Source organism: Blastococcus haudaquaticus (assembly GCF_900230285.1).
In the GTDB taxonomy this organism is placed as follows: domain Bacteria; phylum Actinomycetota; class Actinomycetes; order Mycobacteriales; family Geodermatophilaceae; genus Blastococcus_B; species Blastococcus_B haudaquaticus.
Genome location: NZ_OCNK01000001.1, coordinates 964071 through 978095 on the forward strand (window position 1 = coordinate 964071; position 14025 = coordinate 978095).

Annotated in this window: 15 protein-coding genes; 7 read left to right on the forward strand and 8 right to left on the reverse strand. The window is 74.1% G+C overall.

All coding sequences use genetic code 11. The annotated features are described in order from the left end of the window. Positions 1-37 precede the first annotated feature (37 nt). Positions 38-1000 carry an NAD(P)H-dependent flavin oxidoreductase gene (locus tag CRP30_RS04730; RefSeq protein WP_097182729.1) on the forward strand — a complete coding sequence of 321 codons (963 nt, stop codon included), beginning with the start codon at positions 38-40 and terminating at the stop codon, positions 998-1000. On the opposite strand, the gene CRP30_RS04735 is transcribed toward CRP30_RS04730, so the two are convergent. Genes CRP30_RS04735 through CRP30_RS04745 form a run of 3 tightly spaced genes read right to left on the reverse strand, consistent with a single transcriptional unit; the run spans position 997 to position 3983 of the window. Continuing rightward, on the reverse strand, positions 997-1689 hold the full coding sequence (locus CRP30_RS04735; RefSeq protein ID WP_097182730.1) for a DsbA family oxidoreductase: 693 nt from the start codon (positions 1687-1689) through the stop codon (positions 997-999). The genes CRP30_RS04730 and CRP30_RS04735 overlap by 4 nt on opposite strands. Positions 1690-1713: 24 nt before the next feature. Continuing rightward, the gene (locus tag CRP30_RS04740; RefSeq protein ID WP_097182731.1) at positions 1714-2739 is read right to left on the reverse strand and encodes a cation diffusion facilitator family transporter; all 1026 of its coding nucleotides are present in this window, start codon (positions 2737-2739) and stop codon (positions 1714-1716) included. Continuing rightward, entirely contained in the window at positions 2736-3983 is a 1248-nt protein-coding gene (locus CRP30_RS04745; RefSeq protein WP_097182732.1) for an MFS transporter, read from the reverse strand. Before CRP30_RS04745 ends, CRP30_RS04740 begins: the two co-directional genes overlap by 4 nt. A 69-nt stretch (positions 3984-4052) precedes the next feature. On the opposite strand from CRP30_RS04745, the gene CRP30_RS04750 reads away from it, so the two are divergent. Then, positions 4053-4436, forward strand: coding sequence for a MerR family transcriptional regulator (locus CRP30_RS04750; RefSeq protein WP_097182733.1), 384 nt, complete (start codon positions 4053-4055; stop codon positions 4434-4436). Between the two features lie 42 nt (positions 4437-4478). Here CRP30_RS04750 and CRP30_RS04755 read toward each other — a convergent pair whose 3' ends face one another. Further along, entirely contained in the window at positions 4479-4856 is a 378-nt protein-coding gene (locus CRP30_RS04755) for an FKBP-type peptidyl-prolyl cis-trans isomerase (protein WP_097182734.1), read from the reverse strand. Between the two features lie 141 nt (positions 4857-4997). On the opposite strand from CRP30_RS04755, the gene CRP30_RS04760 reads away from it, so the two are divergent. Continuing rightward, positions 4998-5384, forward strand: coding sequence for a VOC family protein (locus tag CRP30_RS04760; RefSeq protein WP_097182735.1), 387 nt, complete (start codon positions 4998-5000; stop codon positions 5382-5384). After that, positions 5381-7219: a glycoside hydrolase family 13 protein gene (locus tag CRP30_RS04765; RefSeq protein ID WP_235003167.1), complete on the forward strand. Its 1839-nt coding sequence runs from the start codon at positions 5381-5383 to the stop codon at positions 7217-7219. The genes CRP30_RS04760 and CRP30_RS04765 overlap by 4 nt, the downstream gene beginning before the upstream one ends. 3 nt (positions 7220-7222) lie before the next feature. Here the strand turns inward: CRP30_RS04765 and CRP30_RS04770 are convergent, their stop codons facing one another. Next, positions 7223-7666: a MarR family winged helix-turn-helix transcriptional regulator gene (locus CRP30_RS04770; protein ID WP_200814539.1), complete on the reverse strand. Its 444-nt coding sequence runs from the start codon at positions 7664-7666 to the stop codon at positions 7223-7225. 62 nt (positions 7667-7728) lie between these two features. Between CRP30_RS04770 and CRP30_RS04775 the strand changes: the two genes are divergently transcribed. Continuing rightward, positions 7729-8385, forward strand: coding sequence for a maleylpyruvate isomerase family mycothiol-dependent enzyme (locus CRP30_RS04775; RefSeq protein ID WP_097182738.1), 657 nt, complete (start codon positions 7729-7731; stop codon positions 8383-8385). Between the two features lie 44 nt (positions 8386-8429). Here the strand turns inward: CRP30_RS04775 and CRP30_RS04780 are convergent, their stop codons facing one another. Both CRP30_RS04780 and CRP30_RS04785 read right to left on the reverse strand, forming a co-directional pair. Then, positions 8430-9290 (reverse strand): lysophospholipid acyltransferase family protein, encoded by an 861-nt coding sequence (locus CRP30_RS04780; RefSeq protein WP_159961546.1) that lies wholly within the window; start codon positions 9288-9290, stop codon positions 8430-8432. Further along, entirely contained in the window at positions 9287-10063 is a 777-nt protein-coding gene (locus CRP30_RS04785) for a GNAT family N-acetyltransferase (RefSeq protein WP_097182740.1), read from the reverse strand. The genes CRP30_RS04780 and CRP30_RS04785 overlap by 4 nt, the downstream gene beginning before the upstream one ends. Before the next feature lie 249 nt (positions 10064-10312). On the opposite strand from CRP30_RS04785, the gene CRP30_RS04790 reads away from it, so the two are divergent. Together CRP30_RS04790 and CRP30_RS04795 are read left to right on the forward strand one after the other, a co-directional pair. Beyond that, positions 10313-11530, forward strand: coding sequence for an MFS transporter (locus CRP30_RS04790; RefSeq protein WP_235003168.1), 1218 nt, complete (start codon positions 10313-10315; stop codon positions 11528-11530). Between the two features lie 54 nt (positions 11531-11584). Beyond that, positions 11585-12595 carry a DNA polymerase III subunit beta family protein gene (locus tag CRP30_RS04795; RefSeq protein ID WP_200814541.1) on the forward strand — a complete coding sequence of 337 codons (1011 nt, stop codon included), beginning with the start codon at positions 11585-11587 and terminating at the stop codon, positions 12593-12595. Between the two features lie 57 nt (positions 12596-12652). Here the strand turns inward: CRP30_RS04795 and CRP30_RS04800 are convergent, their stop codons facing one another. Beyond that, entirely contained in the window at positions 12653-13921 is a 1269-nt protein-coding gene (locus CRP30_RS04800) for an acyl-CoA dehydrogenase family protein (RefSeq protein ID WP_097182741.1), read from the reverse strand. Positions 13922-14025: the final 104 nt, after the last annotated feature.

Consider the following 14025-nt stretch of genomic DNA (forward strand, 5'->3'; position numbering starts at 1 on the left):
GGAAGCGGATCAGCGTGGGCGACGGCAGGATGGGTAGGTGATCAGGACGTCGCTGACCCGCTGGTTCGACCTGACGACGCCGGTCATCGGTGCGCCGATGGCCGGCGTCTCCGGTGGAGAGCTGGCCGCCGCAGTATCCCGAGCGGGCGGTCTCGGGATGATCGGCGTGAGCGGGTCCCACTCCGCGCAGTTCGTCACCGAGCAGTGCGCGATCCCGGCCGCGGAGCTGCTGCCCTTCGGCGTCGGCCTGATGGCGTGGGTCCTGCCCGAGAGGCCCGATCTGCTCGAGTCGACCATCGCCGCGCAGCCCGGGCTCGTGTCGGTGTCCTTCGGCGACCCGGCGCCCTACGTGGGGCCGCTGCACGACGCCGGGATCGCGGTCGCGGCCCAGGTGAACACCACCGCCGACGTGCACCACGCGGTGGACGCCGGCGTCGACGTCCTGGTCGCCCAGGGGACCGAGGCCGGTGGGCACACCGGGCACCGCGCCACCCTGCCGCTGCTGCAGGAGGTGCTGACCCTCACCGACCGACCGGTCGTCGCGGCAGGCGGCATCGCGACGGGGCCCGGGATGGCCGCGGCCCTGGTCGCCGGAGCGGCCGGGGTCTGGATCGGCACGCCGCTGCTGGCCTGCCCCGAGGGGCTCAACTCCGCGGCGGCCCGGGAGCGCGTCCGGGCTGCGGGCGGGGACGCGACCGTGCTGACGCGCGCCTTCGACGTGGCCCAGGGGCTGGCCTGGCCCGAACGCTGGCCGGGGCGCGCCCTGGTCAACGAGTTCAGCCGGACGTGGCACGGACGCGAGCACGAGCTGCGACAGGACGCCGCCGCGTCGCAGCGCGTCGTCGACGCCCGGCAGATCGACGACCTCGAGCAGGGACCGCTCTACGCGGGCGAGTCCGTCGGACTCGTCACCGAGGAGCGGTCGGCCATGGACGTCGTCCGGGACCTGGACGCCGCGGCGGAGAAGGCACTCCGCGCGGTCCCCCGTCTCCTCGGTTAGACCGCGCAGCTGTCGTCGGTGCAGCCGTCGGCCGCGGGGACGGCGATCAGGGGGTTCGCGTCGGCCCATGCGCGCTCGAGGACCTGCAGGAGCAGCTCGGCGGGCTGGGCTCCGGCGGCGCCGTACTTCCGGTCGACGACGAAGAACGGGACGCCGGTCGCGCCCAGGGCCTTGGCCGTCGCGCCGTCCTCCCGGACCGCCGCCAGGAAGCGCCGGTCGGTCAGCGCCTCGCGGACCTCGGTCTCGTCCAGGCCGACCTCGAGGGCGAACGGCACGAGCGAGTCGACGTCGAAGACCGAGCGCCCCTCCTCGAAGTAGGCGTGCAGCAGGCGCTCCTTGAGCTCGTTGCGCTTGCCGTGCTCGGCGGCCAGGTGCAGCAGCTCGTGGGCCAGCAGCGTGTTCCCGCTGATCCCGTCCGACAGGTGGTACTCCAGCCCCTCGTCGGCGGCGACCTGCTCGACGCGGGCCATGTTCGCGCGCATGTCCTCGACGCTGGCGCCGTACTTGGCGGCGAGGGCCGGCAGCGTGGCGTGCGTCTCGCCCTCGGGCACGGAGGGGTCGAGCTGGAAGGACCGCCAGACGACCTCCACCTGGTCGCGGTGCGGGAACCGCTCGAGGGCGGTCTCCAGGCGGCGCTTGCCGATGTAGCACCAGGGACACACGACGTCGGACCAGACCTCTACCTGCATGACCGGGCAAACTTCGATGACGGCTCAACCATTCCGCGCGTCACCGGCATCCCGCGGCGGCTGCACCTCGGCGCGGGCCCGCCCGTCCCCCCGGGTCGGGTCCAGGAAGACGAAGCGCACGCCCCCGTGGCGGGCCACCAGCCGGCGCTCCGCCTCGTCCGAGGCGCGCTCGATGTCCGCCACGGTCGCGGTGTCGTCGAAGTCCACCTTCGCCATGACGACGAGCTGCCCCGGCCCTATCACCGTGGTCATCAGCACCGGCACGTCGCTGACCTGGTCCAGCCCGGCGATCTCCTGGCGCAGCTCCTCCTCGATCCGCGGGGACACCGACCGGCCGATGAGCAGCGACACGTTCGCCCCGGCCAGCGAACCCGCGACGAACAACAGGAGCACGCCGATGGCGATCGCCGCGACGCCGTCCCACACGGGGTCGCCCGTGAGCTGCTCCAGCCCCAGCCCGAGGGCGGCCAGCACGAGTCCGACAAGGGCGGCGCTGTCCTCGAAGGTGACCGCCTTGACCGTGGTGTCGCTGGTCTCCCGCAGGTACCGGCGCGACGTCGTCCCCCACTTCCGGGCGGAACTGCGCACCTGGCGCACCGCCTTCAGCCAGGACGCGCCCTCCAGGAGGAAGGAGAGCGCGAGGACGACGTAGGCGATCAGCGGGTCCCCCTGCTCCTCGCCCTCGAGGATCGTGGTGATGCCCTGCCAGAAGGAGAACCCGGCGCCGAGGGTGAAGGTGGCCAGGCAGGCCAGCAGCGCCCAGAAGTAGGTCTCTCGGCCGTAGCCGATGGGGTGCCGACCGTCGGGCGCCCTGGTGCCGCGCTTGAGCGCGACGAACAGCAGCACCTCGGTGATGGTGTCGGCGAGGGAGTGGGCGGCCTCCGAGAGCATCGCCGACGAGTGGCTCACCAGGCCGCCGACCAGCTTGGCGATCGCGATCCCGAGGTTCGCCAGGCCCGCGACGACGACCGTGCCGGTCGACTCGCTCCCGCTCCCCTCCGCCGCGTCCTTGGCGAGGACGTGGTCCGAGGCGGGCGCCGGTTGCGTCATGCAACGGATGGTTCCCCGGGAGTGGGCGCGCCATGCGCCCTACCGGGCGTCCTGCGCCACGGGACGAGCGCTGCCGCCCCCGTCGCGGCCAGCGCCGTAGCGGCCACGACGAGCCCCGGAGGTCCCCAGCGGGTGAGCACCAGGCCGCCGAGGACCGCGCCGGCGGCGATGCCGACGTTCAGCGCTGTGATCGCCAGCGCCCCCGCGACGTCCCGGACCTGCGGGGCGGCCAGCCGGGCCATGCGGGTCTGGAACACGGGCGGCAGCAGGCCGACGAGAAATCCCCAGAGGGCGACGACGAGGAAGGCCGGCACCGGATGCGTGCCCAGCAGCCCCAGCGCGGCCAGCGCGACGGCGAACGCGACGGCCGTGCCCGCGAGGGCCCCGTTAGGACGCCGGTCCGAGAGCGGACCGGCGACCGTCAGCCCCGCGACGCCGGCCGCACCGAAGACGAAGAGGACCACCGGCACCGCAGCTGCCGGCAGGTGGCCGGCGTCGGTGACCAGCACCGCGACGTACGTGGCGGCCGCGAAGTGGCCGGCCAGCACGGCCGCGGTGGCGGCAGCGCTGCGCAGCACGCCCGGCATGCTCGGGTCGCGCCACCAGGTCGTGCCCGTGCCCGTCGACTCCCGCCGGGCGGCGGCGGGTGCCACGAGGAGGACGCACGCGGGCGGGATCGTGAGCAACGCGAGGAGGGCGAACGCCGTCCGCCAGCCGACGGCGCCGCCGAGGGCGGTGGCCAGGGGGACGCCGAGCACCGCGGCCGCGGTCGGCCCGGCGAGCACGACCGCGACAGCCCGGCCGAGCCGCTCGGGGGGCACCAGGCTCGCTGCGTGGGGCACGAGGAGCGCCCAGACCAGCCCGTGGGCGGCGGCGCCCACGAGGCGGGCGAGGACGGCGGCGGCGAGCGTCGGCGCGGCGGCGGAGGCGAGGGTGGCGAGGCCGCTGACCAGCACCCCCACCGCGATGACCCGCTGCCGGGGCAGCCGTCGGGTGGCGCGGACCAGGAGGAGGCTGGTGGCCGCGAGGGTGAGCGCCCACACGGCGACCAGCGATCCGGCCGCCGAGGCGCTGACGCCCAGGTCGGCGGCGATCTCGGGGAGCAGGCCGGTCGGTGCGAGCTCCACGGTCACGGTGGCCCCGGCCGACACCGTGAGGGCGCCCAGCACCGCATGCGGGGAGCGCGGGGTGGGCGGGTCGGCCGGAGGCGCAGCGGCGGGGGCGGGTGCGGTCTCACAGGTCATGGCGGGACGCTAAGGATTGACACCGGTGTCAAGGTCAAGACCACAGCTCATCGGCGGGAGGAGCGGCGCGTGAAGATCGGCGGACTGGCCGAGCGGACCGGCGTGAGCGCCCGGATGCTGCGCTACTACGAGCAGCAGCACCTGCTCACCCCGGCCCGCACGGCGAACGGGTACCGCAGCTACCTCCCCGCGGACGTCGACCGCGTGCAGCAGATCAGGGCCCTGTTGGACGCCGGCCTGCCGACGCGGTTCGTGCGCGCCGTGCTCGACATGGGCCTGACCTCCGACGAGCCACCGGTTGCGGGCTGGACGCCGACCTGCACGTCGACGTTCGCCGGGATGCTGCGGACCGAGCTGGACCGGCTCGAGGACCGGCTGCGCTGCCTGGCCCGCAGCAGGGACGCCGTCCGGCAGTACCTCGACACGGTGACCGTCGCCGAGACCGTCGCCTGACGGCCGAGACCGTCGCCTGACGGCGTCCCCTGGACGGTCCCGTCAGCGCACGCCGACGAGGTCGACGACGAAGACGAGGGTGGCGCCGGGCTTGATGACGCCGCCCGCGCCGCGCTCGCCGTAGGCCTTGTGCGCCGGGATGGTCAGCCGGCGGCGGCCGCCGACCTTCATGCCGGCGATGCCCTCGTCCCACCCCTGGATGACCATGCCGACACCCAGCCGGAACTCCAGCGGGTCGCCGCGGTCCCACGACGCGTCGAACTGCTCGCCGCCGTCGTGGGTGACGCCGACGTAGTGGGCGCTGACCAGGCTGCCCGCGGTCGCCTCGGGTCCGTCGCCGACGGTGATGTCCTCGATGACGAGGTCCGCCGGGGCCGGCCCGGTGGGCGGCTCGACGTCCGGTCGGCTCAGCTCGGCCACGGTTCTCCCTCCTGCGCCGGGGCTCTCCCGGCATCCGCATCTCAGAGACGCTGCACCCATCCAAGCAGCGAGCCGTCGGGCCCGCTCGGACCGCTCCTCGCCCGGATGCCCGGCGGCCCGGTGCGGCACTAGCGTCGGGGCATGCTCGATCACTTGGCCCTCCAGTGCACGGACACCGGCGCCGCGTCGGACTTCTACACGCGGGTGCTCGCCCCGTGCGGCGTCCGCGAGCTCATGCGGTACGACGGTCCCGGCGGCGCCGTCGTCGGCCTCTGCGGGCCGGACAGCTTCCCGCGACTGTGGCTCGGCAGCGCCGTCGACACCGGCACCCGCCCGGTGCACGTGGCGATCACCGCGCCGTCCCGCCAGGCCGTCGACGAGGTGTTCGGGCTGGCCCGCGCCGCCGGGACCGAGATCCTGCACGAGCCGCGGGTCTGGCCGGAGTACCACCCGGGCTACTACGCCGTGTTCTTCCGCGACCCCGACGGCAACAACGTCGAGGCCGTGCACCACACGTTTCCGTCGTGACGGACGCGCCCCGCCCCATGGGCGCCGGGTCCGCGCCCCGCCCCATGGGCGCCGGGTCCGCGCCCCGCCCCATGGGCGCCGGGTCCGCGCCCCGCCCCATGGGCGCCGGGTCCGCGCCGTGGTGGACCAGCGCGGTCGCCTACCAGGTCTACCCGCGGTCGTTCCAGGACTCCGACGGCGACGGGATCGGCGACCTCGGCGGGATCCTGCAGCGCCTGGACCACCTCTCCGACCTCGGCGTCGACGTCCTGTGGCTCTCGCCGGTCTACCCCTCGCCGCAGGCCGACAACGGCTACGACATCAGCGACTACCAGGGCATCGACCCACTCTTCGGCACCCTCGAGCAGCTCGACGAGCTGATCGAGGCCCTGCACGCGCGCGGGATGAAGCTGCTGATGGACCTCGTCGTCAACCACACCAGCGACGAGCACCCCTGGTTCGTCGAGAGCCGGTCGTCCCCGACGTCGGCGAAGCGGGACTGGTACTGGTGGCGGCCGCCCAGGGCCGGGTTCGCCGGAGGCGACCCGGGCGCGGAGCCGACCAACTGGCAGTCGTTCTTCTCCGGCCCCACCTGGACGTACGACGAGGCCGGCGGCGAGTACTACCTGCACCTCTTCGACCGGAAGCAGCCCGACCTCAACTGGGAGAACCCCGAGGTCCGGCAGGCGGTCCACGCGATGATGCGCTGGTGGCTCGACCGCGGGGTCGACGGGTTCCGCATGGACGTCATCAACATGATCAGCAAGGACGTCGCAGACGACGGCCACCTGCACGACGGCCCGCCGATCGCCGGGACTCCGCTGGGCGACGGCTCGGCGTCCTACCTGGGCGGCCCGCGCATCCACGAGTTCCTGCAGGAGATGCACCGCGAGGTCTTCGCCGGACGGGACGGACCGTTCCTGACCGTCGGCGAGATGCCCGGCGTCACCGTCGAGGAGGCCCGGCTGTTCACCGACCCGGCGCGGGCCGAGGTGGACATGGTCTTCCAGTTCGAGCACGTCGGCCTCGACCACGAGGGCAGCAAGTGGCGGCCCGTGCCGTTGCGTCTGCGTGACCTGAAGGCCTCGTTCGGGCGCTGGCAGGCCGGGCTGGCCGACGTCGGCTGGAACTCCCTCTACTGGGACAACCACGACCAGCCGCGTGCCGTCTCCCGCTTCGGCGACGACTCCCCCGAGTACCGGCGCGACTCCGCGACCTGCCTGGCGACGCTGCTGCACCTGCACCGGGGGACGCCGTACGTCTACCAGGGCCAGGAGCTCGGGATGGCGAACTTCCCGTTCGCGAGCGTCGACGACTTCCGGGACGTGGAGTCGGTCAACCACTTCGGGACGGCGATGGTCGCGGGCGAGGACCCGGCGGCGGTGCTCGACGCCCTCCGCCGGATGAGCCGGGACAACGCCCGCACGCCCGTGCAGTGGGACGCCTCGCCGCACGCCGGCTTCACCACCGGGACGCCGTGGCTGCCGGTCAACCCCGACCACACGGAGTGGAACGCCGAGGCGCAGCGGCAGGACCCCTCGTCGGTCCTGGCGCACTACCGCCGGCTGATCGCGCTGCGGCACGAGAACCCGGTCGTGGCGCTCGGCGACTTCGCGATGCTGCTGCCCGACCACGACGACGTCTACGCGTTCACCCGCACCCTCGACGGCGAGGTGCTGCTCGTCGTCTGCAACGTCAGCCGGACCCCGCACCCCCTGCTGGAGCTGCTGCCGGAGGCGGCGGACGGCCGGCTGCTGCTCGGCAACCTGGCCGACGAGGACCCCGACCTGCTCCGCGCGTGGGAGGCCCGGGTGCTGGGGCTGGGGCTGGGGCTGGGGCTGGGGCTGGGGGCGTGACGGTCACCGCCACGGATCGGTGATCTCGCGCAGGTCGGTGAGGACGCTGCGCAGCTCCGCCATCCGGCCGACGCCGAGGTGGGCGGTCCACTCCGCCTCGACCTCGGCGACGATCCGTCGTGATGCCTCGACGCTGCGCCGTCCGCGCTCCGCGACCCGCACGAGCCTGGCCCGCCCGTCCTGGGGATCGGGCACGCGCTCCACGTAGCCGGCGCGCTCGAGCTGGTCGACGAGGAAGCCCGCGCTCTGCTTGGTGATGCCCGCCTGGGCGGCGAGGTCGGTCAGCCTGCTGCCGTCGGAGGCGATCCGCTGGAACACCCGCGCCTGGGCGGGGGTGAAGTCGTCGAAGCCCGCCGCGGCCAGCCCCTCGAACACGCGGGTCTCCATGGCGCGGTAGGGGAGGAACATCAGCAGTCCGACGTTCAGCGGCTCCGGCACGGTTGACATGCTAGGAGGCAGTCAGAGAGACTGACGAAGTAGTAAGACTCTCTGACGGAATTGGGTTCGACATGGACCACGACCAGAAGTGGGCGGTGATCGCGGAGCAGCGGCGCGCCCTGGCCGACATCCTCTCGGCGATCGACGCCGCGGACTGGGAGCGACCGTCGCTGTGCACGCAGTGGCGGGTGCGCGACGTCGCAGCCCACCTCGCGCTCACGCCTCGGTCGCCCGGCGTCCTGCGCATCCTGGTGGCCGGGCTCCGCGCCCGTGGCGACTTCGACGCGGTCAACCGTGACCTGGCCCGGACGCATGCCGAACGCCCGACCGACCGGCTGGTGGCGGACCTGCGGGAGCTGGCCGACTGCCGGCGCAAGCCCGCCATCACCACGCTCGACAACCTGCTCTTCGACACCCTCGTGCACGTGCAGGACATCACGGTCCCGCTCGGTGTCCCGGCCCCGATGCCGCTCGGGCCCGCGCGCGAGGGCGCGGAGCGCGTCTGGCGCATGGGCTGGCCCTTCTGGGCCCGACGCCGGTTGCGCGGGATGCGCCTGATCGCGACCGACGTCGACTGGTCCGTCGGCCAGGGGGACGAGGTCCGTGGCGCGATCCAGGACCTGCTGCTCCTGCTCACCGGCCGGACCGGGACCGTCCTGCCACGACTGAGCGGTCCGGGGACACGGCGACTGGCCGGCAGCGGCAACGTCCCCGGGGGCCTGGCGTAGACCGCGGGCCACGGCTTCGGGAGCAGTCCCCGCGGCACGCCGGCCTACGACGGTGCCGGCGTCCTCGTCCTGCCCTGACCCCTCGGCCGGCCGCCGGTCATGCCGTGGGCCCCTCGCCGCCGGCGAGCACCGGGCGACAGCGGCCGCGCCTCCGTCACCTGGGCGACCGCGTACTCGGCCAGCGCCGCGAGCTCCTTCCGGTCGAGCCCCGGCTCCAGCGCGGGCAGCTGGTGCACCTCGAGGACCAGACCGCGGGCGCCCACCACCCGGCCCATGCTGCGGCGCAGGGTGTCGCCGCCGAAGTAGCCCGCGGCCGCGGTGGCCCGGCCGTCGTCGAGCCGGTAGCGGAGCGCCACCGGGCAGACCGGAGCGCCGGCGTCGACCGCCGCCTGGAAGAACGCCGGCCGGAAGCGCCCCAGCTCGTTTCCGCACGCGGTGGTGCCCTCGGGGTGCAGGAGGACCGGCCCGCCCGCACGGAGGATGGCCGTCACCTCGGCCACCGACGCCGGCAGACCGCGCAGGCTGCCGCGGTCGAGGAACACGGTGCCCGAGCGACGCGCCCAGCCGCCGACCACCGGCCAGGTCGCGACCTCCGCCTTGGCCACCGGCCGCACCCGCGGGAAGAGCGCCAGCAGGGCGACGTCGTCGACCCACGACACGTGGTTGGCGACGACGAGCGGCCCCGGCCCCTCCCCCGGCCACGGCACCGCCGGCGGGAAGACCTGGACGACGATCCCGAGCGCCGCCAGCGCGCGCCCGGCGGCCGAGGCGGCGTCGCCACGCCCCGCTCCGGCCAGTGCACGGGAGACGTCGGCCCAGCGCCGCGCCCGGGTGGCCCGCGCGGCGCCCGGCACGTCGTCGAGGCAGGTCGGGGTGCAGGAGGAGACGGGGAACCAGCCGGTCACCGGGTGCTCCCGAGCAGGTGCCGCAGGATGCGCGGGTCGATGTCGGACATGCCGAGCAGCACGTAGAAGTCGGCCGTCCCGAAGCCCGCGTCGTGCGCCGGTCGCCCGCAGACCAGGGCGCCGATCCGCAGGTAGGCCCGGATCAACGGCGGCACGACCAGCCGCTCGGGCCGCGCCGGCGCGTGCACGTCGAACGGCACGCGCGGCAGGACCCACAGACCCGCCGGCGCGAGCCGCCGTTCGCGGACCAGCAGGTCCCAGACGCCGGCCGCGGTCGCCCCGCCGTCGGCCAGCCCGACCGAGGCGCAGCCTCCGAGGTGGGTGTGCCCGCCGTCGAGCACGTAGCGGGCGACCCCGGCCCAGAGCTGGGTGATCACCGCGCCGGTGCGGTGCGCCGGGTGGACGCAACTGCGCCCGGCCTCCACCAGCCCGGGCCGCAGGCCGGCGTGCCGGCTGAGGTCGAACTCGCCGTCGCCGTAGGAGCGTCCGAGCGCGGCGGCCCGGTGCGGCGGCAGCAGCCGGTAGGTGCCGACCACGCGGTCGGTGACCTCGTCGCGGACGACCAGGTGGTCGCAGTGCTCGTCCCACTCGTCCACGTCGCGGCCGGTGACGGCGCCGACCGGGTCCAGCGCGGCTCCGCACTCCAGGGCGAACACCTCGTGGCGCAGCCGCTGGGCGGCGTCGATCTCCGACGACGTGGTCGCCAGCGTGGTGCGGTAGCGGGGGGTGGACCGCTCAGGGGGTGGGGCTGTGATCGACGGAGCTGTGGTCACGACGACACCTCGTGTGCCGGAGGGCCCCGGACGGGCCCCGGACACCCCGCAGGGTCGGGATCGCAGGTGTCCGGCCGGTGCACGGCAGCGGACGACGCCACGTCGGTTCGGCTCTGTGCGGGAGGTTTCACCCCTCCTGCCCCGTCGTCCTCACCCGATCGGGCGTACGGGCGCCGCTCCGGAAAGGGTTCGTCGGCCGGGGCCGGCGCCGCCTAGGGTCTCCTCCTCGTGGGCCGGATCGTGCAAGCAGTGCTCCCGGCCCGCATGGGGACGTCGTTCCGCTGGCTGATCGGCTCGTCGTGGGTGAGCAACCTCGGCGACGGCATCGCGCTGGCCGCCGGGCCGCTGCTCGTCGCGTCCCAGACCTCCGACCCGTTCCTGGTCGCGCTCGCCGGCCTGCTGCAGCGCCTGCCGTGGCTGCTGTTCGGCCTGCACGCCGGCGTCCTGGCCGACCGGGTGGACCGCCGGCTGATCGTGATCGCGACGGATCTGGCACGCGCCGCCGTGCTCGCCGTCCTGGTGGCGGCGCTGCTGACCGGCTCGGTGGGCACGAGCGTGGTGCTGGCGGCGATGTTCCTGCTTGGGACCTCCGAGGTGTTCGCCGACACCACGAGCGCCACTCTGCTGCCGATGGTGGTGCCGCGGGCGGACCTCGGCATCGGCAATGCGCGGATCATGGCCGCGACGATCACCATGAACCAGCTGATCGGCCCGTCGGTTGGGGCGGCGCTGTTCGCCGTCGGGATGGCCTGGCCGTTCGCCGTCCAGATCGTCTGCGTCCTCCTCGGCGGCCTGCTGATCTCCCGGATGGTCGTGCCGCCACTGCCGGCGCCGCAGGGTCAGCGGCGCGTCGGGCGCGACATCGCCGAGGGCTTCCGGTGGACCTGGGGCAACCCGGCCGTCCGGACGCTGACCTTGGCGATCGTCACCTTCAACGTCACCTACGGCGCGGCCTGGTCGGTCCTCGTCCTCTACGCGACCGACATCCTGGGCCTGGGCCCGATCGGGTTCGGGCTGCTCACCACCGTGGGCGCGCTCGGCGGGATCGCCGGGACGGCCGGCTACGACTGGCTGGAGCGGCACGCCAGCCTCGCCGCGATCATGCGCGTCGGGCTGATCATCGAGACGTTCACGCACCTCGGGCTCGCCGTCACCACGACCCCCTGGGTGGCGATGACGATCATGTTCGTGTTCGGGGTGCACGCCTTCGTCTGGGGGACGACGTCGCGCACGGTCCGGATGCGGGCGGTGCCGGCCGAGCTGCAGGGGCGGGTGGGCAGCCTCTACTCGATCGGCGTCTTCGGCGGGATCGTCGCGGGCCAGGCCCTGGGCGGGGTCATCGCCCGGATCTGGGGCATCACCGGCCCGTTCTGGTTCGCCTTCGTGGGTTCCGCGGTGATCCTGGCGCTGATCTGGCGGGAGCTCGCACACATCGCGCACGCCGACGAAACCGCCCTCGCCGGCTGAGTGCTTGACTCTCGACCTGGTCGAGGCCCGACGGTCGGGCATGTGGAGGAACACGTGCGGGGGATCGGACAGATGGCCCGGGAGACCGGGCTGACGGTCAGCGCCCTGCGGTTCTACGACGGCGCCGGCGTCCTCGTGCCGGCCCGCGTGGACCCGCGCAGCAACTACCGCTGGTACAGCGACGACCAGGTGGGCACCGCCCGGCTGATCGCCCGGCTGCGGCGGGTGGGGCTGTCGCTCGCCGACATCTGCCGGGTGCTCGAGCACCGCCGGGATTCCTCGGTGGTGGACGGGATCCTCGGGGCGCACCTGACGCGCCTCGAGGCCGGCCTGGCAGACGCCCGCCGTGAGCTCTCCGCTGCCCGAGCCCTACTCGACCTGGAGCGCCCCATGACCGCGACCACCACCGTCCGCACCACCGCCCTCGAGCTCGGCGCCGCCCTGCGCGCCGTCCGCTACGCGGTCGGGAGCGACCCCGAGCTGCCCATGCTCACCGGCGTCCTGCTGGACGTGGACGACGCCACCGCCCGCCTGGCCGGCACCGACCGGTACCGGCTGGCCGTCTCGACGCTGGCCGGCGCGGAGGTGACCGGCGGGGTGAGCGCGCTGCTCCCGGTGGGCCTCGTCGACGAGGTGCTGGCCGCGCTGGGCGACGACGGCCCGGTGACGCTCTCCGTGGCCGGCGACGAGGTCACCGTCGACGTGCCCGGCCGGACGGTGACCGGGCGCCGGCTCGACCACGACTTCCCCGACTACCGGCGGCTCCTGCGCCCGAGCAGCGAGCACCGCATCGACACCGATGCGACCGCGCTCCGGGCCGAGCTGGCGGCGGCCCCCACCCGCACGGTGCCGCATGGCCCGGACGGCGCCGAGGAGACCGCGACGGTGCTGAGCCTCGGGCCGCTCCAGATCGGCGTGAACCGGGAGTTCCTGCTCGAGGCGCTGGACGCGGGCGCGGCCGGACAGCTGGTGCTGGAGCTGGACGGGCCGATCGCGCCGCTCGCGTTGCGCGACCCGGCCCGCCCCGGCGACGTCAGCATGCTGATGCCCATCCGCCTGCCCTGACCGTTGTGCGCGTATCCACCTCTCCGCGGCTGGATGAGGTGGATACGCGCACAGTCGTCAGGACAGCGGGCTCCGCGGGAGCAGGCGGTCGCTGATGATCCGCTTCTGGATCTCGCTGGTGCCCTCGAAGATGGTGGTCAGCCGGGCGTCGCGCCAGTGCCGCTCGACCTGCCGCTCGGTGGTGTATCCGTTCCCGCCGTGCAGCTGCATGGCCTGGTTGGTCACCCGCACCGACATCTCGGTGGCCTCGAGCTTCACCATCGATGCCTCCTTGGCCACCGGCAGGCCGAGGTCCAGCAGATGGGCGACCTGGCGGTAGAAGGCGCGCGACTGCTCGATCTGCGCCGCCATCTCGGCGACGGCGAAGCGCAGCGCCTGGAAATCGCCGATCGGGTGGCCGAACTGCTCGCGCTCCTGCAGGTAGAGGATGCAGTCCTCCAGCGCCGCGCGGGCCAGCCCGACGGCTCGTGCGGCGGTGTGCACCCGGGCGGTGTTGAGGAACTTCTGCGCCTCGGCGAACCCGGCCTGCTTCGCGGCGGCCGCGTCGAGGCCCTCCTCGGCACTGTCCTCCCGGGCGGCCTTGGCCTGGTCGATCACGTTGTCCCTGGGGATGCGGACGCCGTCGAAGGTGAGGTCCCAGGTCAGGAAGCCGTGGTAGCCGATCTTGTCGATCGGGTGGCCGGACAGGCCCTCGGGGAACTCGCCCCGCTTCTTCTCCAGCAGCAGGTTGAGCAGGCCGGCCGACCGCGACTCCCCCTCCTCCGGCTCGCGCTCGCGCACCAGCACCTGGATGAAGTCGGCCGCCTTGGCGTTGCCGCACCAGCGCTTGTGCCCGGTGACCACCCACTCGTCGCCGTCGAGGACGGCCTTCGTGGAGACCCCGGCCAGGTCGGAGCCGGCGTCGGGCTCCGACAGGGCGATGGCGCCGATCCAGTCCCCGCGGGCGCTGCGGGCCATGAGGTCGTGCCGGCGGTCGGCGTCGAGCACGGCGGTGCCGAGCCCCTGCGACCGCGCCAGGATGCTGGCCGTCGACATCCACGCCCGGGCCAGCTCCTCGCTGACCATGCAGTACTCGAAGACGCCGAGGCCGAGGCCGCCCTGCTCGGCGGGCACGGTGATGCCGAAGTACCCGAGTTCGGCCAGCCGCGCGAGCAGGGACGCCGGGATCTCGCCCTTCTGCGGGTCGAGCTCGTTCGCGACCGGCAGCACCTCGTCCATGGCGAACCGGCGGGCCTGCTCCTGCAGCTTCTCCCGGTCGGGCGTGTGCCAGGGCGGCAGCAGCACCGGCGGCTCGGGCTGCCAGGTCTCGGTCTCGCTCGACGTCATCGTCGGCTTCTCTCCTCCGGGGCGGGGATGATCTCGTACACCTTGGCGGCTGGGGGTGCCCGCCGCACCCCGTCGTCACCCGTGAGGTGAGCAGCCTCACCGGG